Genomic DNA, 20,906 nt, shown 5'->3' on the forward strand with positions numbered 1-20,906 from the left:
ATTCTCTTCCGAACTTTATTACACCGACAACAGACAAAATGAAAGGTAATGATTCTATGGCAAGTGTAGGTCTCTTCTTTGGTAGCGATACAGGTAACACTGAAGCTGTTGCTAAGATGATTCAAAAGCAATTGAGCAAACAGCTCGTTCACGTTCAAGACATTGCAAAAAGCAGCAAAGAAGATATCGATAACTTCGATCTACTGCTGCTTGGTATCCCTACGTGGTACTACGGCGAAGCACAATGTGATTGGGATGACTTTTTCCCAGAGCTAGAAGCTATTGATTTCTCAACTAAGCTTGTTGCTATCTTTGGTTGTGGCGACCAAGAAGATTACGCAGAATACTTCTGTGATGCTATGGGTACTATCCGTGACATCGTTGAAGCGAAAGGCGGTACTATCCTAGGTCACACATCAACTGAAGGCTACGAATTCGAAGCATCGAAAGGTTTAGTTGAAGGCGATGACAGCCAATTCGTTGGTCTATGTATCGATGAAGACCGTCAACCTGAGCTAACTGATGAGCGCGTATCTAACTGGGTTAAACAAATCCACGAAGAGATGTGCCTAGCAGAGCTAGAAGACTAATTCTCTAGTGGTTGTTAATTGTTACAATTAATAAACCATTATGTAGATATGAAAAAACCTCCTTATAGGAGGTTTTTTGCTATTTAAAATCTATTAATTAGCACTCAGCTTCTAGTGCTTCATCGTCATCTCTAAATTGCGGCTTCTTTCTTACATAGAGGGTGCGTTGAATTTCTGAAACCACATTACCCTGCTTATCTTTCACGTGAATAATAAATTCGGGGAAACACTTTTCACCGAGCTGTGTCTGACGATAGATATCATCAAGCTGCCCTTGGCTTATCTCAAAATCTGCATACAAGTCCGATTGCCCCGGCTTGATGAAGTTAATGCTCGCTTCTTTATCCCAAACATAATATCGCTCACCTAAAATTCCCATTAACATCAATGAGTAAACGGGATCGGTAAGAGAAAAGATACTGCCGCCATATTGAGTACGATTGGCGTTCTTATTCCACCAGCGTAGCTTAAGTACTGTCTTAACAACTCTAAAGTCAGCGCTAATGTGGGCTATTCGAATACCCGCTCCCCAAAAGGGAGGCCAAATATTAAGAGCAAATTTTACAATGTTGGGTTTATATATTTTTGCGAGTTGCTTATTCATAACAACATTCCATGTTCATATCAGAAACACCGTCACCTTGACTGGTCGTACCTCCACTATAAGTGAGATACTTCCAATTTACAAAACAGATTGTGATGTCAGTAAGTAACCCTTTGAAGTTCGTGGTTTATTGTTATGCCTGACTAAACTATAATGGTATTAATATTGAATTCTGTTAATTGCTGCAGATCATCAACAGGAAAGTATATGTCAGACAATAATCAAGCGCTAAAAGATGCAGGTCTTAAAGTGACCCTTCCACGGCTCAAAATTTTAGAAGTATTACAACAGCCAGACTGCCAACATATTAGTGCTGAAGATTTATATAAGAAGCTGATCGACCTAGGTGAAGAAATCGGCCTTGCAACCGTTTATCGAGTACTTAACCAATTCGATGACGCTGGCATTGTAACTCGTCACCACTTCGAAGGCGGCAAGTCTGTATTTGAACTTTCTACACAGCACCACCACGACCACCTTGTATGTTTAGATTGTGGCGAAGTGATCGAATTCTCTGATGACATCATCGAAGAAAGACAGAAAGAGATTGCTCAGCGTTACAACGTGCAACTAACAAACCACAGTTTGTACTTGTACGGCAAAAGCATTAGCGGAGATTGCAAAGGCAATCCAGACGCGCATAAAGCGAAGAAGTAATACAGAACGCTGGCTTAGGCCGGCGTTTTTTATATGGCCCTACATAAGTACGATCTCCGATACTTATCCCATATTATTCAGACACAAAAAAACCGGCTCTAAGCCGGTTTTTTATTGGGTCGCTTTTAACAAACTAAGCACTCAAGCATTAAGCTTCAGTTTTACCCCAAGTGTCACGTAGACCAACCGTACGGTTGAAGACTAGTGCGTCTGCTTTAGAGTCTTTCGAATCCACACAGAAGTAACCTGTACGTTCAAATTGGTACGCTTGTTCTGCCACACCTTCTGCTAAGCTAGGTTCAACAAAACCATTTAGCGTAACAAGTGATTCAGGGTTTAGCGTTGCAGCGAAGTCATCAGCAGCGGCTGGGTTTGGCACTGTGAATAGACGATCGTACAAACGAATCTCAGCAGGTAATGCTTTATCAGCAGATACCCAGTGGATAACGCCTTTCACTTTGCGGCCATCTGCAGGGTTCTTACCCAATGTTTCATTGTCGTAAGAACAGAAGATAGTCGTAATGTTGCCTTCTGCATCTTTTTCGATACGTTCAGCTTTGATCACGTAAGCACCACGCAGGCGAACTTCTTTACCTAGAACCAAACGCTTGTACTTCTTGTTTGCTTCTTCACGGAAGTCGTCACGTTCAATCCAAACTTCGCGTGTAAATGGAACTTCACGAGTACCCATTTCTGGCTTGTTCGGGTGGTTTGCAACCGTTAGCGTTTCTACTGTATCTGCTTCGTAGTTTTCGATAACGATCTTAACTGGATCCAGAACAGCCATTGCACGAGGTGCATTTTCGTTCAGATCATCACGGATGCAAGATTCAAGTGAACCGAACTCAATCATGTTCTCTTGCTTAGTCACACCAATACGCTTACAGAATTCACGAATCGAGCTTGAAGTAAAACCACGACGACGTAGGCCAGAAATAGTAGGCATACGTGGGTCATCCCAACCTTGAACTAGGTTTTCAACCACAAGTTTGTTCAGCTTACGCTTAGACATCACTGTGTATTCAAGATTTAGGCGGCTAAACTCGTACTGACGAGGTTGGCAATCAATCGTGATGTTATCTAGAACCCAATCGTACAAACGACGGTTATCTTGGAACTCAAGCGTACAGATAGAGTGCGTAATACCTTCCAGCGCATCAGAGATACAGTGAGTAAAGTCGTACATTGGGTAAATGCACCACTTGTCAGCCGTTTGATGGTGGTGAGCAAAACGAACACGGTAGATAACAGGATCGCGCATAACCATGAACGAAGAGCTCATGTCGATCTTAGCACGTAGACACGCTTTACCTTCTTCGAAGCCACCGTCACGCATTTTTTCAAACAACGCTAGGTTCTCTTCAGGGCTGCGGTCACGGTATGGACTCGCTTTACCTGGCTCTTTTAGCGTGCCACGGTACTCACGGATTTGATCAGGACTTAGCTCGTCAACATACGCTAAGCCTTTATTAATTAATTCCACAGCATAAGCGTAAAGCGTATCGAAGTAGTTTGATGAGTAACAAATATCACCAGACCATTCGAAGCCTAACCAGCTTACATCATTCTTAATTGACTCAACGTATTCAACGTCTTCTTTTTCAGGGTTTGTATCATCGAAACGAAGATTACATTGTCCCTGGTAGTCCTGAGCAATACCAAAGTTCAAGCAAATAGATTTAGCGTGACCAATGTGCAGGTAGCCATTTGGCTCCGGCGGGAAACGAGTATGCACGCTACTGTGTGTACCATCCGCTAAATCTTTATCAATAATTTGGCGAATGAAATTCGATGGACGAGCCTCAGCTTCACTCATCTATAGCACCTCTATGTATTTAGTATTGTCAGAGAAAGTTATCTTTCGTCCCCAAGAAAACGGTCGCTTATAGCGCCAGTCAAAGATAGAAAGATCATTGTTGCTAATCATCCACAATTCTTAGCCTTTGCACAATAAGAACCGTCCGTTAATTGCGATTATTTCTGCTATTCGATGAAGAATAGAACGAACCGTGTTCGCTGGTCTTAAACTGCAGGCACAAAAAAGCCTCCCATGTGGGAGGCTTTCAATTTGACACTTACTTAAGAGTAACTTTACATCTTAATTAAGTACTTCCCTTACTATGGAAGTTTTACATCAGATAGGTCTTCACCTGCACCGATAGCTTTCATTTCGCCAGCTACGATTTCAGCTAGTGGGCCTAGGATAACCTGTAGGTTGTTTTCACCTAGTTTAACCACACCTTTAGCACCTAGTTTCTTAAGAACAACTTCATCTGCAACAGAGCGGTCTTTAAGAGTTAGACGTAGACGAGTGATACAAGCGTCGATTGAAGTTAGGTTGTCGTGACCACCTAGAGCTTTCAGGTATTGACGTGCAAGGTCGCCCTTTGGTGCGTCGCCAGCAGGAGCAGCAACAGCTTCGTCATCATCTTCACGACCTGGCGATTTCAAGTTGAAAGCGCGGATTGCGAAAGAGAAAGTGAAGAAGTATAGAGCACCGAAGCCAAGACCGATTAGTAGTAGTACGAATGGTTTAGTTGCTAGACCCCAGTTCAATACGAAGTCGATAAGACCAGCAGAGAAACCGAAACCGTGCAGAGTACCAAACATGTTAGCAACTACTAGAGACAGACCTGTAAATACAGCGTGCATTGCGTATAGAGCAGGAGCTAGGAATACGAACATGAATTCTAGCGGCTCTGTGATGCCTGTTAGGAATGAACAGAATGCAACTGAGAATAGTGCGCCACCAACTTGGCTACGTTTTTCAGCAGGAGCAGCTAGGTACATTGCAAGTGCAGCACCTGGTAGACCGAACATCATTACTGGGAAGAAACCGTTCATGAATACGCCAGCGCCTTTATCGCCGCCGAAGAAACGGTGTAGGTCGCCAGATTTCACAGTTTCAGTCACTTCTTTAACTACAGTAGTGATTTCTGGAGTTACAGAGTTCGCGAATGTGAATGTGTGCTCTTGGCCAACAACTAGAGTTTTAGCAAGTGCTGGGTCAACACAAAGTTGAGTGATGTTAGCGAATGCGCCTTGACCAGCAACGATGATTTCTTGACATGTACCCATACCGAACCAGAAGTATGAGTTCAATACGTGGTGCAGACCTACAGGGATAAGTGCACGGTTAAGAGTACCGTAAACGAATTGGCCGATAGCGCCAGACGTTGATACTGCATGAGCAAGTGCGTCTAGACCAGATTGAACACCAGGCCATACCACACCAGACACAGCACCTGCAACAAGTGCAAATAGACCGGCCATGATAGGTACTAAACGTTTACCCGCGAAGAAAGCCAGCCATTCTGGAAGGCGTGTCGCGTGGAAAGCGTTGTAAGAGTGACCTGCGATGATGCCTGCGAAGATACCGCCGAAGAATGACATGTTAACGTCTGCGTTAATTGTCGTTGCTGTAGCAGTTAGTACGAAGTAAGCAACTGCACCAGCAAGACCCGCTGCGCCGTTACCGTCTTTAGAAAGACCAATCGCGATACCTAGACCAAAGAGCAATGGTAGGTTACCGAAGATAGCACCACCAGCTTGCGCCATGAATGGAATATCAAGTAGATCGCCTTGACCTAAACGTAAAAGAAGCGCCGCAATCGGAAGCGTTGCGATTGGTAGCATTAACGCCTTACCAAGCTTCTGTGCATATCCTAGAATATTCACCAGTTGTTTCCCCCTATAGGATTTTTTAGAATTCGTTTGAGAAACTTATTTTAGTCGCTCAATTTAGTCCTATTCAGTGTATTCAATTAATTTTGCTCCGCAAATTAAAACCTTACCATTTGTGATCCTAATCACCAGTTTTTACCAAATCCAGAGGTTTTTGCTAGCGAGATCATAAAACTTATTTTATCATTCAAAAAAATGAACATTTATGGATAAAATCCAAATCTAATCATTAGGCAAAAAGATGGTATCTCCGGGCTTATAGAGCACCGTGAATAATCATTATTGATGAACCTAAATGTATAATAAAAATCAATTGTTCATATGTTTTTCAACAACTTAAATCGCTTCCCATTTTGAAGCCGTTTGCCCATAAAAGATAAATCGTTACGTAAATGATGCTCGCAAACTAAGTCCACATTTAGGTAACGAACGAATTTAAAAGATCTCACGAAATAAGGATTAGCTGACTATGTACGCGCTAAGTAACTGTAAAATTTACACTGGTAGTGATGTTCTAACCGATCATGCTGTTGTAATCGAAAACGAACTGATCAAAAAAGTCTGTCCTATCTCTGAATTGCCAGAAGGAATCGAGGTTCGCGACCTAGACGGAGCAAACCTAAGCCCAGGTTTCATCGACCTACAACTGAATGGTTGTGGCGGTGTGATGCTTAACGATGAGATCACTGCAGAAACCATGCAGATCATGCACAAAGCAAACCTGAAATCTGGCTGTACTAGCTTCCTGCCAACGCTTATCACGTCTTCAGACGAAGATATGCGTGCGGTTATTGCGGCAGCTCGTGAATACCATAACCAATACCAAAACCAATCTTTAGGTCTGCACCTTGAAGGTCCTTACCTGAACGTTGCGAAAAAAGGCATCCATAGCGTCGATCACATTCGTAAATCTGACAACGAAATGATTGAGCTTATCTGTGAGAACCGTGACCTTGTTGCAAAAGTAACATTGGCTCCAGAACTTAACGACCCTGAACACATCGAACGCCTGCACAAAGCTGGCGTTGTGGTTTCTATCGGCCACACCAACGCAACTTACTCAGAAGCGCGTCAAGGTTTCGAATCTGGTATCACGTTCGCCACTCACCTATTCAACGCAATGACGCCGATGGTTGGTCGTGAGCCTGGCGTTGTTGGTGCGATTTACGATACTCCTGAGGTTTATGCGGGCATTATTGCCGACGGCTTCCACGTTGATTACGCAAACATCAGAATTGCGCATAAAATCAAGGGAGAAAAGTTGGTATTAGTGACGGATGCCACAGCTCCTGCAGGTGCTGACATGGAATACTTTATTTTTGTCGGTAAGAAAGTATATTACCGTGATGGTAAGTGTGTTGATGAAAACGGCACACTGGGCGGCTCAGCTCTGACTATGATTGAAGCAGTTCAGAATACAGTTGAGCACGCTGGTATCGCTTTAGACGAAGTTCTTCGCATGGCTACGCTATACCCAGCTACGGCTATCGGTGTAGAAAGCAAGCTAGGTCGAATCAAAAAAGGCATGGTTGCAAACCTAGCTGTATTTGACCGAGACTTTAACGTTAAAGCGACTGTTGTTAACGGACAATACGAGCACAATTAAGTATGAATGGCGGACAAATAGGTAACGTAGACTTAGTTAAACAACTAAACAGTGCTGCGGTATACCGACTTATAGACCAGCAAGGGCCTATCAGTCGTATACAAGTGGCTGATGTAAGCCAACTCGCACCGGCAAGTGTTACAAAAATTACCCGCCAACTTTTAGAGCGCGGCCTAATTAAAGAGGTTGCGCAGCAAGCGTCTACTGGCGGTAGACGCGCTATCTCCCTAACCACAGAAGTAGAACCTTTTCATTCTGTCGCTGTGCGCTTAGGTCGAGACTACATTCAAATAAGCCTGCATGACCTTGGTGGTCGTGAATTGGCTTTCCAACAGCAAGACCTAAATTATTCAGACCAATCAGACCTTACCCAAGGCTTGGTTAATAACCTCAAGGCTTTCATTGCTGAGCATCAACCAAAGATCGACCAACTGATTGCTATTGGCGTCACGCTTCCAGGCTTAGTTAACCCAACGACCGGTGTTGTTGAGTACATGCCGAATACCGACATCGATAACCTCGCATTGAGCGACATTATTCGCGATACATTCCATGTTGCTTGCTTTGTTGGTAACGATGTTCGAGGAATGGCGCTTGCTGAGCACTACTTCGGTGCAAGTAAAGACAGCCAAGATTCTATTTTGGTCAGTGTCCACCGTGGTACAGGTGCAGGTATTATCGTTAATGGTCAGGTTTTCCTAGGTCATAACCGTAACGTGGGTGAAATTGGTCATATCCAAATTGATCCTCTCGGCGAGCAATGCCAATGTGGTAACTTCGGCTGTCTTGAAACCGTAGCAGCAAACCCAGCTATCGTTGAACGCGTGCAGAAGCTGATTAAGCAAGGCTATGAGTCTTCTTTAACAGAGCTTGAGCATATTACGATTCAAGACGTTTGTGACCACGCGATTAATGGTGATGAGCTAGCCAAGCAAAGCTTAGTTCGAGTAGGAAACCAGTTAGGTAAGGCTATCGCGATGACGATTAACTTATTTAACCCTCAAAAAGTTATCATTGCTGGTGATATTACCAAGGCACAAGAGATTGTTTTCCCTGCAATTAAGCGCAATGTAGAGAATCAGTCGTTAACGACTTTCCATAGCGGCTTGCCTATTGTAGCATCTCAGATCGATAAACATCCTACGATGGGAGCTTTTGCCATGATTAAGCGCGCCATGCTCAACGGCGTGTTACTGCAGAGGCTTCTCGAAGACTAGAGAAAAACAATTCTGATTTTCCGCGGGCCGTGTTTGTATAAACACGGCCCGTTTTTTTAAGCTAGGGAACTACAACAACAAGTTATGGAACTTATATTAATATCCACTGCGTTTATCGCAGGATTTATTGCTTTAAAGTGTCACCTTCCCCCATTAGTTGGTTTTTTGGTTGCAGGCTTTGGGCTTTTTGCCTTTGGCTTTGAAACCAATGACACCATCATTACTTTAGCTGACCTTGGTGTCACGCTGCTTCTATTTACTATCGGCTTAAAGCTCGATATCAAAACCCTACTCTCTAAAGAGATCTGGGCTGGCGCGACAATCCACAACCTTTTGTCCACTCTGTTTTTCGCCGTCGCCCTGTTTGGTTTTAAATTCTTAGGTATTTCATCGCTAGCCGCCATGTCGGTAGAACAGATCGTTCTGCTCGGTTTTGCTCTTTCATTCTCTAGTACCGTATTTGCGGTTAAGACTCTGCAAGAGAAAGGCGAAATGAATGCGACTTACGGAACGTTGGCGATTGGTATCTTGGTCATGCAAGATATCTTCGCCGTAGTATTCCTAACGGCTTCTACGGGCAAAATACCTGAGTGGTATGCGATTGCTCTGTTTGCCCTGCCCTTATTACGCCCACTGTTCTACAAAGTGCTCGATTGGGTTGGTCATGGTGAGATGCTAGTTTTATCCGGCATCTTCTTCGCATTAGTCGTCGGTGCTGGTTTATTCCATTTGGTTGGTGTTAAACCAGACCTGGGTGCTCTTGTTCTAGGTATGTTACTGGCTGGTCACCCAAAAGCCTCAGAGTTATCAAAATCGCTGTTTAACCTTAAAGAGCTTTTCCTTGTCTGTTTCTTCTTGAACATTGGTTTGTCAGAGCAACCAACCATTCAAGGCTTTATGCTTGCAGTTTTGTTCTTACTGATGCTGCCAGTGAAAGGGGTTCTCTACTTCTTAGTGCTTAACCGTTTCAAGTTCCGCGTTCGAACATCTCTACTCGCCTCTCTATCACTGTTTAATTACAGCGAATTTGGCCTCATCGTTGGTGGCCTCGCCTTCAAGATGGGTTGGATGTCTGGTGATATTTTAGTTGCCGTCGCCATTGCGGTTTCACTGTCATTCTTAATCGCTGCACCTTTAAACCGAGCAGGTCACAAACTCTATCAGCAGTCAGGTAAATGGCTGAAAGAGCATGCGTCAGAAAAACTTCACCGACGTGATAAGCGAATTGACCCAGGTCGTGCCCAAGTACTTATTCTTGGTATGGGACGAATTGGTACTGGTGCTTATGACGAATTACGTTCTCGCTACGGCAAGGTGAGCTTAGGTGTCGAAGTTCGTGAAGAAGCTGCGCACAACCACAGAAGCCATGGCAGAAACGTAATTTCTGGTGACGCAACTGACCCGGATTTCTGGGAACGCATCTTAGATACGGCCAACGTAAAACTGGTGATTTTGGCAATGCCTCACCACCAAGGTAATCAAACCGCTTTAGAGCAATTGAAGTCACGTAACTTTAAAGGCCAAATTGCGGCTATTGCTGAATACCCAGATCAACTCGAAACACTGAAAGAGAATGGCGTTGATGCGGCATTTAACATTTACAGCGAGGCGGGTAGTGGTTTTGCTCGCCACGTTTGCGAACAGTTAAATCCAAATATCAATAAAATCTAGTATTAGACGGTGTTCAACTAAACCTCTCAAAATTGCCTATTTTTCGCACTTTTGAGAGGTTTTTGTTTAAAAAACCAACCGCAATTAAACATCACACACCAAAAGCACATAAAAATTAGATAATTTCTAACAGAACACCCTTTATATTATTTTTTTGCTCACATCCGGTTGCTTTTTTTAGCCAGAATGGCAAATTGAATGCAGTTGATTTGGAAATTATTTAAAAGGAAGTTCTATGTGTTCAGTATTTGGCATTCTCGACATTAAAAGTGATGCCGCAGCACTTCGCCCTATTGCTTTAGAAATGTCTAAGAAGCTTCGTCACCGTGGTCCAGACTGGTCTGGTATCTATGCGGGTGAAAAAGCAATCCTTGCTCATGAACGTCTTGCTATTGTTGGCTTGAACAGCGGTGCTCAACCACTATACAGCCAAGACAAAAAGCACATTCTTGCAGTAAACGGTGAAATTTATAACCACAAAGAACTTCGCGCACGCTATGAAGATAAGTACCAGTTCCAGACTGATTCTGACTGTGAAGTTATCCTAGCGCTATACCAAGAGATGGGTGCAGACCTTCTAGAAGAGCTTAACGGTATTTTCGCATTCGTTTTATACGACGAAGAGAAAGACGAGTACCTAGTGGGCCGTGACCATATTGGTATTATCCCGCTTTACCAAGGTTACGATGAGCACGGCAACTACTACGTGGCTTCAGAGATGAAAGCATTGGTTGAAGTATGTAAGACGATCAGTGAATTCCCTCCAGGTAGCTTCTACTCTTCGAAAGATGCAGAACCTCAACGATACTACATCCGCGATTGGAACGAGTACGCTGCGGTACAAGGCAACAGCACAAGCAAAGAAGAACTGACTGAAGCGCTAGAAGCAGCAGTTAAACGTCAACTAATGACTGACGTTCCTTACGGTGTACTTCTATCTGGTGGCCTTGATTCATCAATTACTTCAGCCGTCGCAAAACGCTTTGCTGCAATGCGTATCGAAGATGATGAGCAATCTGAAGCTTGGTGGCCACAACTGCACTCATTCGCTGTTGGCCTTGAAGGCGCACCAGATCTTATCGCTGCTCGTGAAGTTGCGGACAAGATCGGTACTGTACACCACGAGATGACTTACACCATTCAGGAAGGCTTAGATGCCATCCGCGATGTTATCTACCACATCGAGACTTACGATGTAACGACGATTCGTGCATCAACGCCAATGTACTTGCTTGCTCGTAAGATCAAAGCAATGGGCATCAAAATGGTATTGTCTGGCGAAGGTGCTGATGAGATCTTTGGTGGTTACCTGTACTTCCATAAAGCGCCAAACGCGAAAGAGTTCCACGAAGAGACAGTACGTAAACTGCTTGCTCTAAGCATGTTCGACTGTGCTCGTGCAAACAAATCGCTAGCGGCATGGGGTGTTGAAGGCCGTGTACCATTCTTGGATAAAGAGTTCATCGATGTCGCAATGCGTCTGAACCCTGAAGATAAGATGTGTGGTAACGGTAAGATGGAGAAACACATCCTGCGTGAGTGCTTTGAAGACTACCTACCAGATTCAATCGCATGGCGTCAAAAAGAGCAGTTCTCTGATGGTGTTGGCTACGACTGGATTGATACATTGAAAGCAACGGCTGAAGCAAAAGTAACGGATCAACAAATGGAAGCTGCTAAATTCCGTTTCCCTTACAACACGCCAACAACCAAAGAAGGTTATGCTTACCGTGAAATCTTTGAGGAGCTCTTCCCTCTAGAATCAGCGGCAGAATGTGTTCCTGGTGGTCCTTCAGTGGCTTGTTCATCAGCGAAAGCGATTGAGTGGGATGAGTCATTCAAAAACTGTGTCGACCCATCAGGCCGTGCCGTACAAGCCGTTCACAACGATGCTTACAACGCTTAGAGCGTTTTGAACAAATCCTAAAGACTAAAAAAGGCGCATTATGCGCCTTTTTGTTTTAAGCCTATTTTTTATTACTGCAGTTATGCGCGAGCTTGTAGTGCTTCGTTCTCAATACTGATTGGAACGACTTGGCTGATCATTTTCACCAACATAATCGATCGAGCCTCACCGTCTTTCTGATCGAAAATAGCTTCAACCCCGGCAAACTGGCCACTCTGAATCTTAACTACCTGTCCAGATTCAAACTCAACACAACAATCTTCCACTTCGTTACTGCAGCACTTCTCAAACTCTTTAAGTTCAAACACCAAGTCTCCTTGGACCTCATGCGGCAGTGCACCGAACTTAATAAAGTCCACAACGCCACGAGTTGAACGAACTGTCGTGAAGCTAGGACCTTGCTCATAGTCAAAGCGTACAAAAATGTAAGACGGAAACAGCGGTTCTTTGACCTGCTTTTCTTTCCCTCTCACCACCTTTTTGACTTCTATTTGAGGGTAAAAGCACTCTACCCCTTGATTCTCTAAGTGCTGCTGAGCGCGTTTTTGATCACCACGCTTACAGTAAAGCAAATACCAACGTTTCATTTAACTAGCCATTTTATATTTTTAGATATTTTACCACATGCCTAAAACAGTTGAATCGCCATTAATAAAATGAATCGTCGCGAACGAAAAATAATGCGTAGCGGACCAATTTATCAACAAAAAGTTATAGGTGTCGAAAGTGGTTAAGCATTGTACAGGGATCATTTAGAGATCAAAAGGCTCATTGTTGTAAGCATATGTACGCCCCAATTAATGAGCATATCATTCCCTTTAAACTCAAAATGATACACCAGAGCAATGCATCTAAACATCTTTATTCAACATGGCTTTAAAGAAGGTTATTAACCAACCAACTCAAATCTGGAAAATTAGTTTGCAGCACATCTAAAATGGGCAACATTAAAAGTAAAGATCTTTAATATCAGCACCTTAGCTAAACCAAGTTGTCGTGACCATAAAATACGTCTATTGCAGACTTTTATCCCACTGTGTATACATGAATGACTATAAAATCTTTTAATACCTAAAATTAGTAAAACTTATGCCAAGCAACCACAACATCTTTGGCCACCCTAGAGGCCTATTTCTACTTTTTAGCACAGAGCTATGGGAACGTTTCTCTTACTATGCGATGCGTGCCATCCTTGTCTTATTTTTGACTGACACTACCCTCAACGGTGGACTGGGTTGGTCAACAAAAGACGCACTCGATCTCTACGGTATTTACACCGGTTTAGTCTACATCACACCATTAATTGGTGGCTGGATTGCCGATAACTACCTAGGTCAACGTAAATCAATTCTGATTGGCGGTGTATTAATGGCACTTGGCCAATTTACACTGGCTCTACCTAACGGCTTCATCGGTTTAGACCAAGTGAACGCTCTGTACCTTGGTTTAGCACTGCTAATCAGTGGTAACGGTATGTTTAAACCGAACATCTCAACCATGGTTGGCGATCTGTACCAAGAAGGCGATAACCGCCGTGACGGTGCTTTCACCATTTTCTACATGGGCATCAACTTAGGTGCGCTGCTTGGTGGCTTAATTTCAGGTGCTGCAGTCGACTCATTTGGTTGGAAAGCAGGTTTCCTAGCCGCTGGTATTGGTATGGTTATTAGCTTGATCATGCAAATGACAATGGCTCAATCTTGGTTAGGCAACATCGGTTCTGTGCCTGCTGCTGCTCGAGCGAAAGCACTGAACAAATCTAAAGAAAAAGCGCCACTAACCAAAGAAGAGTTCGACAGACTAAAAGTGATTCTTATCATGGGTCTGTTCGTGATTGTTTTCTGGGCGGGCTTTGAACAAGCTGGCGGCCTAATGAACATCTACACTCAACAATATACTGACCGTATGATTGGTGGCTTTGAAGTTCCTGCTGCGTGGTTCCAATCTTTGAACCCATTCTTCATCATTACACTTGCTCCAATCATTGCGGCGTTCTGGGTGAAACTGGGTAAGCGTGAACCCAACTCTCCTGTTAAGTTTGCAATGGCATTGTTCTTCTTAGCACTGGGCTTTGTGTGCATGATGGGCGCGGTAATGGAGCAAGGCGGCGACCTAACAGTGAAAACATCAATGCTATGGCTAGTCGGTGCTTTCTTCTTCCATACCCTTGGTGAGCTTTGTCTATCTCCTATTGGCCTGTCGTTGGTCACTAAGTTAGCTCCGCTTCGCCTAGCATCATTGATGATGGGTGCATGGTTTGGCTTCAATGCGGTGGCAAACTACGTGGCAGGCCTGGTTGGTTCTCATGTTGGTGAGCTTGGTGCTATGTCTATCTTCAGTGGTATTGCTATCACAGCAACGGTGAGTGGCATATTACTGCTGCTTTGTGCTGGTAAGCTTGTGTCATGGATGCATGGCGTAGAAACCAACATGACGCTTGAAGCAGAGCCAAAAGCTAAGCAAGCAACAAAGACATCTGCGGCTTAAACTCTCCAGCTTTTTCAATACGAAATGTCCTGATCAAAAAGGGCTGCTCAATGAGCAGCCCTTTTGTTATTTGTATTATGCACCTTACGGCGATTAACGATAAGCCGTAACCAACACTCAGCCACTGTTATCGGTATAGAGCGACTAACTCTGCCATCATATCGATGTGCGAATCTCTGTCGTTCAAACACATAATGTAGCTAAAGTCCGAACCACCAGCGTCAATGAAAGTCTCTTTACACTGGTCTGAAATCTCTTCCAGCGTTTCCAAACAGTCAACCGAAAATGCAGGCGCCATGATGTCGATCTTCTTGATACCTTTACTTGGCAATGATTCAAGTGCCTCGTCAGTGTATGGCTTCAACCACTCTTCTCGACCAAATCGCGATTGGTAGGTCATGGTGATATCGTCTGCTGATAAACCTAGTTCTGCCGCAAGCAGTTTTGTTGTCGCTTCACAATGCTGAGGGTAGATATCGCCTTCATCAGCCAGTCGCTTCGGAATACCGTGGAAAGAACACACCAAATGATCGGCTCTGCCATTTTTATCCCAATGGCTGCGAACGCTTTCAGCCAATGCTTTTACATAGCTTGGGTGCGCGTAGTAGTCACGAATAAAGCGATAGCTCGGGATGACCGGCATCTGTTTAAAGGCTTTGGTTAAACCATCAGAAACCGCCGCTGTGGTTGTGCCAGAGTACTGAGGATATAAAGACAATACGATGATGTCCTCAACGCCCTGCTCCATCAGTTGCTCAACACCTGTCTTTAGGCTCGGGTTGCCATAGGTCATACCCAGTGCAACAGGCATCTCTAGTTTCTTCTGGAGCTTTTCAGCTTGTCTTTGAGAGTACACAAGCAGTGGTGAGCCTTCATCCATCCAGACAGACTGATACAGCTTAGCAACTTTAGGCGAGCGAATCGGTAAAATCACGCCATGTAATATAGGACACCAAAGCCAACGCGTTAGGTTTACAACTCGCTTGTCGTGTAAGAATTCACTCAAAAATCGACGAACGCCAGCGGGGGTCGCCGAATCTGGTGTTCCTAAGTTCACCAGTAAAACGCCCTGCTTTTTATTATTTTCCATAGATACCTGAGACCAATATGTGATTTTCTGGAAAGTAATATACTAATCTGCATAAGTTTAAGATCATTGCGCCTCAATGAAAGTCTGAATAATCATTCTTCATATGAGGTACACAACATCCACTCTCAATTGCTAGCCACTTCCATCGGGTCTGAACCGTTCTGAATCATGTGCAATCAAATTATCTAGATTGGTATCGTACTAAAAATTGAAACAAAAAAAGCGACCCTTAAGGTCGCTTCCAATATATCAAATTCTAAAACTGGCTGTTAGCCAATTATGCTAGTGCTTTCTCAAGTTCTGCACTAACTTCAGCAACTTGCTTAGTACCGTCAAACTTAAGGTACTGAGTGTTACCTGTTTCAGCTTCTTTACCGTAGTAAGAGATTAGCGGAGCTGTTTGATCGTGGTATACACCTAGACGTGCACGAACTGTTTCTTCTTTGTCGTCATCACGTACCACTAGGTCTTCACCCGTTACGTCATCTTTACCTTCTTCTTTAGGTGGGTTGTACACATTGTGGTATGTACGACCAGAAGGAAGGTGAGCACGACGACCAGCCATACGCTCAACAATCACATCGTCAGCTACGTCAAATTCAACAACGTAATCAACAGCGATGCCCATTTCTTTTAGGCCATCAGCTTGTGGGATTGTGCGTGGGAAACCGTCTAGTAGGAAACCTTTCTCACAGTCATCTTGAGCGATACGCTCTTTGATAAGACCAAGGATAATTTCATCAGAAACTAGCTGACCAGCGTCGATTACTGATTTTGCTTGCTTACCAAGCTCAGTACCCGCTTTGATAGCAGCACGTAGCATGTCACCAGTTGAAATTTGAGGGATACCAAATTTGTTCATGATGAAGTTAGCTTGAGTACCTTTACCCGCGCCAGGAGCACCTAGAAGAATGATGCGCATGTTTAATCCTCTTATAAAATTATGATTTATACCGAAGCTCACTATCCCTCCATTCTTGCTCATTTTCAGGATGAACAGAAAGCGTTAAGTAACCATTGAGGCTAAGCAAAACTGTGAACAGAAGCAAAACGGTAAGTTTCGGTATAACGTTTAAAAATCATACAACTGGAGATAGTCGCTTCCTAACCCCAGCTGATTAGGTCGAGCATTCTATCACATTAATATTCAATTTGGCTGAATTTACGACTAAAGAATGCATCGACAACATTTGTTGTGACGATAACGGTGACGTTGACCACGTTAGGTCAATTTTCAACGACGTTCATAAAAAAAGCCCGCATTTGCGAGCTTTTTATTACAATTGTTGGCTTAACCTAAAGTCGAAAGACTAACGCTTTGTTAGTAGCTCGTTGATTGCACCCAAGAATTGTGACGGATCTTCCATTGAGCCTTTTTCAGCTAGCATAGCCTGGCCAAGGAGTAACTCAACCCAACGGCCGAATGCTTGCTCATCAGCTTCATCAGCCATCTGTTTCACAAGTGCGTGCTCAGGGTTAATCTCAAAGATGTACTTAACTTCCGGTGCCGCTTGACCCGCAGCTTCAAGAAGCTTCGCCATTTGCGTGCCCATTTCGAAGTCGTCAGTCACGACAACCGCAGGTGTTGTTGCTAGCTTGAAGGTCGTACGAACTTCTTTAACACGACCACCTAGGTAAGATTGAGTACGCTCAACAACAGATTTGAACTCTTCTTCTGTCTCTTTTTGCTTCTCTTTCTCTTCTTCACCTTCAAACTTGCTTAGGTCTAAGCCTGCTTTAGTGATCGATTGGAACTGTTTACCGTCGAAGTCAGTCAGGTAGTTCATTACGTACTCATCAATACGATCGTACATTAGAACCACTTCAATACCTTTAGCTTTGAACTGCTCCAAGTGTGGGCTGTTCTTAGCTGCAGCGTAGCTATCTGCTGTTAGGTAGTAAATCTTATCTTGGCCTTCTTTCATGCGCTCAACGTAAGATTCTAGGCTGATAGTTTGTTCAGCAGAATCCACTTCCGTTGACGAGAAACGAAGTAGACCAGCGATCTTCTCTTTGTTCGACATGTCTTCAGCTGGGCCTTCTTTCAATACTAGGCCGAACTCTTTCCAAAACTCTAGGTACTTATCATTGTCATTCTTCGCCATGCGCTCAAGCATAGTCAGTACACGCTTGGTACATGCGCCACGAAGAGACTGAGTTACCTTGTTGTCTTGCAGGATTTCACGAGACACGTTCAATGGCAGATCGTTTGAGTCAATCAAGCCACGAACGAAACGCATGTAAGATGGCATGAACTGTTCAGCATCATCCATGATAAATACACGCTGCACATAGAGCTTCAAGCCGCTCTTGTGGTCACGGTTCATCATATCCCAAGGTGCTTTCGCTGGGATGTAAAGCAGGCTTGTGTAATCGTTCTTACCTTCAACCTTGTTGTGGCTCCAGGTTAGTGGATCAGCAAAGTCGTGAGATACGTGTTTGTAAAACTCTTGGTACTCTTCTTTCTCGATATCAGACTTGTTACGAGTCCAAAGTGCTTGCGCCTTGTTGATCTGTTCCCAATGCTTCTCTTCGGTGTCTTTACCTTCGTCATCTTTCACTGCTGTGAAGATAGAAACAGGAATGCCGATGTGGTCAGAATATTTACCAATCACTTCACGCAGACGCCACTCATTTAAGAACTCTTTACCGTCTTCACGCATATGAAGAATGATGTCAGTACCACGAGACTCTTTAGTGATGTCTTCGATTGTGTAATCGCCTTCACCTTCAGAGTGCCACTGAACAGCTTCATTGTTCGGCAGGCCAGCTGCACGTGTGCGAACCGTTACCGCGTCTGCAACGATGAATGCAGAATAGAAACCCACACCAAATTGACCAATCAGTTGAGAATCTTTGCTTTGGTCTTCAGACAGCTTTGAGAAAAAGTCTGCAGTGCCTGACTTAGCAATCGTACCTAAATGCTCAATAACGTTGTCGCGGCTCATACCGATACCGTTATCAGAAATGGTTAACGTGTTTGCTTCCGCGTTGAATGAAAGTTTTACACCTAGCTCTGCATCACCTTGGTAAAGGTCACCGTTCGATAGAGCTTGAAAACGAAGCTTATCAGCCGCGTCAGATGCGTTAGAGATCAGCTCACGTAGAAAGATTTCTTTATTTGAATACAGTGAGTGAATCATTAGATGAAGTAGTTGTTTTACTTCAGATTGAAAGCCACGAGTCTCTTTATTTTGCGTTGCCGTTTCGCTCATTTTTACTCCAAAACATCTATACTTTATGTTGAATAATCATAGGGGCGTAACACTTGATGCCACTCTTCTGTTCATTAACATGAGGATGACAAATGTAAATTCAAGGTCAAAAATCATAAAAACACTGTTTTTTTGATCTGTTTTTATTATCCTTGAGTCTGATAAATATAAAAGAACATAAAAGAAGCCATGATTTGGTGAAGAATTAACGGAACTTCACCTGAGATTTGTCTATTTCGCACCCAAAACAACCCAAAATAGAAGAATTCAATGAGCAATATCGGCACAAAGTTTATTCTCGCACAGCGGTTCGTATTCGACCCAAACAGCAATTCACTTGTTGATCAAATGAGCGACGGTGAAGTCGTACGTCTTGGTAGCAATGAAAGCCGCATTCTCCTGATGCTGTCAGAAAGACCCAATGAAGTTATCACTCGCAATGAGTTGCACGAGTATGTTTGGCGAGACCAAGGCTTTGAGGTGGATGACTCAAGCTTGACGCAAGCCGTATCGACGCTAAGAAAAATGCTCAAAGACTCGACTAAATCTCCTGAATTCGTAAAGACAGTACCTAAGCGCGGTTACCAATTTATTGCGACCGTTGAGCGCTCTGCCCCACTATCATCAAATGATCAGCCAGTAACCGCTGAAATTGCAGAAAATGACGTAGAGCCTATTCTAACGTTTGCAACGCCTGCAGCGACTGAAGATGCGATCACTGAAACGGTTGAACCTGAGCCAATTGCAAAAGTTCAAGAGAACAAGGTAGAAGTAGAACCAGCAACAGCTCCTGTTGTGGCTCCGACTAAAAGCACCAATAAATGGCTAACATTTTGGTTGCTGCTTGCCGCTTTCATCATGCCGATTCTCGTTTTAACGTTTACCAACCCGGCAGAGTCCGAGTTCAAAACATTGGCTGAAGTCGATGGCGTAAAGGTTCAATCACCGGTTAACCACCCAGACCTCAGCAGTTGGCTACCAGCGATAGAAAAGTGTGTATTACGTTACAACACGAATCACACTGGCATGCTAAAGCCGACTGAAGTGATCGCGACAGGTGGACAAACCAATAACCTAGCCCTCAACTACATTCACCCGCAAGATTACTCGAGCGAAAATGTAACTCTAAGAATTTACGCAAATCAGTCGGATCTAAACGACATTTGTAACGGTGGTCAGTAACATGAAATTAAAAGTATCGATTATTTTACTGGTTCTATCGGCATTCTTGAGTGGTTGGTTATACTGGGGCAGCGATGCAAAAGTAGAGCGCTTGCTCACTCAGCATGAGTGGCAGTCGAAAATGGTGACGCTGATTAGCGATAACAAGCAAGCTGACTCAATCGGCCCGCTTCGTAGAGTTGAACTATCATCGAATGCGAAATACCTACCAAATGGTACATATTTAAGAATGTCAGTGGTGAGACTTTACGGTAATCAAACTGAGCCTGCGAATGTCATCAACATCTCTGAAACGGGTCAGTGGGATATTAACGATAACTACTTACTGGTTTCGCCAACGGAGTTTAAAGATGTTACTTCGGCTCAGCGCCAAGACTTTTCAGAAGAACAGCTAGAGCTGATCACTCAAGTCATTAAGATGGACGCAGAGCAAAGCCGCCGCATAGACATCGTTAACCCGAAGGCACTGCTACTGACTAGCTTAAATCATGGTTCTACCGTATTGTTTTCAAACTAAGATTGGATCGCTATTTACTGTTTATGAATAGCTGAATACCATAAAACGGAAAACCAATAGAAAAAGGGGCATGAAGCCCCTTTTTTTTGTTAGCCGTTGGTATCAAATTACGGATGTAGCATTTTAAGGATTAACCATGAAGACGGAACAGCCAAACCTGGTGCCAGCGAAAGAAACAGCAGCAAAAGCCACAATCGCCATACACTATTGCCGTCAATGCAATTGGATGCTTCGCTCTAGTTGGTTATGCCAAGAGCTACTGCATACCTTCAGCGAAGAAATTGAACAAGTGAGCTTACACCCAGACACCGGAGGCAGGTTCGAAATCTTTTGTAATGGTGTGCAGATTTGGGAAAGAAAAGCAGATGACGGTTTTCCAGAGGCGAAAGTTCTGAAGCAAAGAGTACGAAACATCATTGCTCCAGACAGAGATCTCGGCCACGTGGACTCAAAATAAGCCCTTTCACGGCCGATCCAATG

The 20,906-nt window shown here is 43.8% G+C and carries 17 protein-coding genes; 10 read left to right on the top strand and 7 right to left on the bottom strand.

Features of this window, described 5'->3' with window-relative positions; genetic code table 11:
* Positions 1 to 56: 56 nt before the first annotated feature.
* Positions 57 to 590: a flavodoxin FldA gene (gene fldA / locus HRQ85_RS13915; protein ID WP_010436745.1), complete on the top strand. Its 534-nt coding sequence runs from the start codon at positions 57 to 59 to the stop codon at positions 588 to 590.
* A gap of 97 nt (positions 591 to 687) precedes the next feature.
* On the opposite strand, the gene HRQ85_RS13920 is transcribed toward fldA, so the two are convergent.
* Positions 688 to 1,194 (bottom strand): DUF4442 domain-containing protein, encoded by a 507-nt coding sequence (locus HRQ85_RS13920; protein ID WP_019820496.1) that lies wholly within the window; start codon positions 1,192 to 1,194, stop codon positions 688 to 690.
* 207 nt (positions 1,195 to 1,401) lie between these two features.
* On the opposite strand from HRQ85_RS13920, the gene fcrX reads away from it, so the two are divergent.
* Complete coding sequence (gene fcrX, locus HRQ85_RS13925; RefSeq protein WP_048606469.1) at positions 1,402 to 1,851, top strand: ferric iron uptake transcriptional regulator FcrX; 450 nt, start codon at positions 1,402 to 1,404, stop codon at positions 1,849 to 1,851.
* A 148-nt stretch (positions 1,852 to 1,999) separates the two neighbouring features.
* Here the strand turns inward: fcrX and glnS are convergent, their stop codons facing one another.
* On the bottom strand, positions 2,000 to 3,667 hold the full coding sequence (glnS, locus tag HRQ85_RS13930) for a glutamine--tRNA ligase (RefSeq protein ID WP_172379879.1): 1,668 nt from the start codon (positions 3,665 to 3,667) through the stop codon (positions 2,000 to 2,002).
* A gap of 302 nt (positions 3,668 to 3,969) precedes the next feature.
* Positions 3,970 to 5,529, bottom strand: coding sequence for an N-acetylglucosamine-specific PTS transporter subunit IIBC (gene nagE / locus HRQ85_RS13935; protein ID WP_048612171.1), 1,560 nt, complete (start codon positions 5,527 to 5,529; stop codon positions 3,970 to 3,972).
* A gap of 475 nt (positions 5,530 to 6,004) precedes the next feature.
* On the opposite strand from nagE, the gene nagA reads away from it, so the two are divergent.
* The 4 genes from nagA (at position 6,005) to asnB (ending at position 11,935) form a co-directional block, all read left to right on the top strand.
* Positions 6,005 to 7,141, top strand: coding sequence for an N-acetylglucosamine-6-phosphate deacetylase (gene nagA / locus HRQ85_RS13940; protein ID WP_172379880.1), 1,137 nt, complete (start codon positions 6,005 to 6,007; stop codon positions 7,139 to 7,141).
* 2 nt (positions 7,142 to 7,143) lie between these two features.
* On the top strand, positions 7,144 to 8,358 hold the full coding sequence (nagC, locus tag HRQ85_RS13945; protein ID WP_172379881.1) for a DNA-binding transcriptional regulator NagC: 1,215 nt from the start codon (positions 7,144 to 7,146) through the stop codon (positions 8,356 to 8,358).
* An 84-nt stretch (positions 8,359 to 8,442) separates the two neighbouring features.
* The gene (locus tag HRQ85_RS13950) at positions 8,443 to 10,029 is read left to right on the top strand and encodes a cation:proton antiporter family protein (RefSeq protein WP_086716115.1); all 1,587 of its coding nucleotides are present in this window, start codon (positions 8,443 to 8,445) and stop codon (positions 10,027 to 10,029) included.
* A 235-nt stretch (positions 10,030 to 10,264) separates the two neighbouring features.
* The gene (asnB, locus tag HRQ85_RS13955; protein WP_017062196.1) at positions 10,265 to 11,935 is read left to right on the top strand and encodes an asparagine synthase B; all 1,671 of its coding nucleotides are present in this window, start codon (positions 10,265 to 10,267) and stop codon (positions 11,933 to 11,935) included.
* An 80-nt stretch (positions 11,936 to 12,015) separates the two neighbouring features.
* Here asnB and rfaH read toward each other — a convergent pair whose 3' ends face one another.
* Positions 12,016 to 12,522 (bottom strand): transcription/translation regulatory transformer protein RfaH, encoded by a 507-nt coding sequence (gene rfaH, locus HRQ85_RS13960; RefSeq protein ID WP_059019906.1) that lies wholly within the window; start codon positions 12,520 to 12,522, stop codon positions 12,016 to 12,018.
* A 502-nt stretch (positions 12,523 to 13,024) separates the two neighbouring features.
* Between rfaH and HRQ85_RS13965 the strand changes: the two genes are divergently transcribed.
* On the top strand, positions 13,025 to 14,422 hold the full coding sequence (locus HRQ85_RS13965; protein WP_172379882.1) for a peptide MFS transporter: 1,398 nt from the start codon (positions 13,025 to 13,027) through the stop codon (positions 14,420 to 14,422).
* A gap of 127 nt (positions 14,423 to 14,549) precedes the next feature.
* Here the strand turns inward: HRQ85_RS13965 and hemH are convergent, their stop codons facing one another.
* From hemH to htpG, 3 genes are all read right to left on the bottom strand, one after another.
* Complete coding sequence (gene hemH, locus HRQ85_RS13970) at positions 14,550 to 15,512, bottom strand: ferrochelatase (protein ID WP_172379883.1); 963 nt, start codon at positions 15,510 to 15,512, stop codon at positions 14,550 to 14,552.
* 277 nt (positions 15,513 to 15,789) lie between these two features.
* Positions 15,790 to 16,434, bottom strand: a complete 645-nt coding sequence (gene adk, locus HRQ85_RS13975; RefSeq protein WP_048617835.1) for an adenylate kinase — start codon at positions 16,432 to 16,434, stop codon at positions 15,790 to 15,792.
* 388 nt (positions 16,435 to 16,822) lie between these two features.
* Positions 16,823 to 18,727: a molecular chaperone HtpG gene (gene htpG / locus HRQ85_RS13980; RefSeq protein WP_172379884.1), complete on the bottom strand. Its 1,905-nt coding sequence runs from the start codon at positions 18,725 to 18,727 to the stop codon at positions 16,823 to 16,825.
* A gap of 270 nt (positions 18,728 to 18,997) precedes the next feature.
* Between htpG and HRQ85_RS13985 the strand changes: the two genes are divergently transcribed.
* The 3 genes from HRQ85_RS13985 (at position 18,998) to HRQ85_RS13995 (ending at position 20,883) form a co-directional block, all read left to right on the top strand.
* The gene (locus tag HRQ85_RS13985) at positions 18,998 to 19,909 is read left to right on the top strand and encodes a transcriptional regulator (RefSeq protein ID WP_172379885.1); all 912 of its coding nucleotides are present in this window, start codon (positions 18,998 to 19,000) and stop codon (positions 19,907 to 19,909) included.
* A 1-nt stretch (position 19,910) separates the two neighbouring features.
* The gene (locus HRQ85_RS13990) at positions 19,911 to 20,426 is read left to right on the top strand and encodes a regulatory protein ToxS (RefSeq protein WP_017066005.1); all 516 of its coding nucleotides are present in this window, start codon (positions 19,911 to 19,913) and stop codon (positions 20,424 to 20,426) included.
* A 136-nt stretch (positions 20,427 to 20,562) separates the two neighbouring features.
* Positions 20,563 to 20,883 carry a SelT/SelW/SelH family protein gene (locus HRQ85_RS13995; RefSeq protein ID WP_172379886.1) on the top strand — a complete coding sequence of 107 codons (321 nt, stop codon included), beginning with the start codon at positions 20,563 to 20,565 and terminating at the stop codon, positions 20,881 to 20,883.
* Positions 20,884 to 20,906: the final 23 nt, after the last annotated feature.

The sequence above is a fragment of the Vibrio sp. Vb339 genome, from assembly GCF_902751245.1.
Classification (GTDB): Bacteria; Pseudomonadota; Gammaproteobacteria; order Enterobacterales; family Vibrionaceae; genus Vibrio; species Vibrio coralliirubri.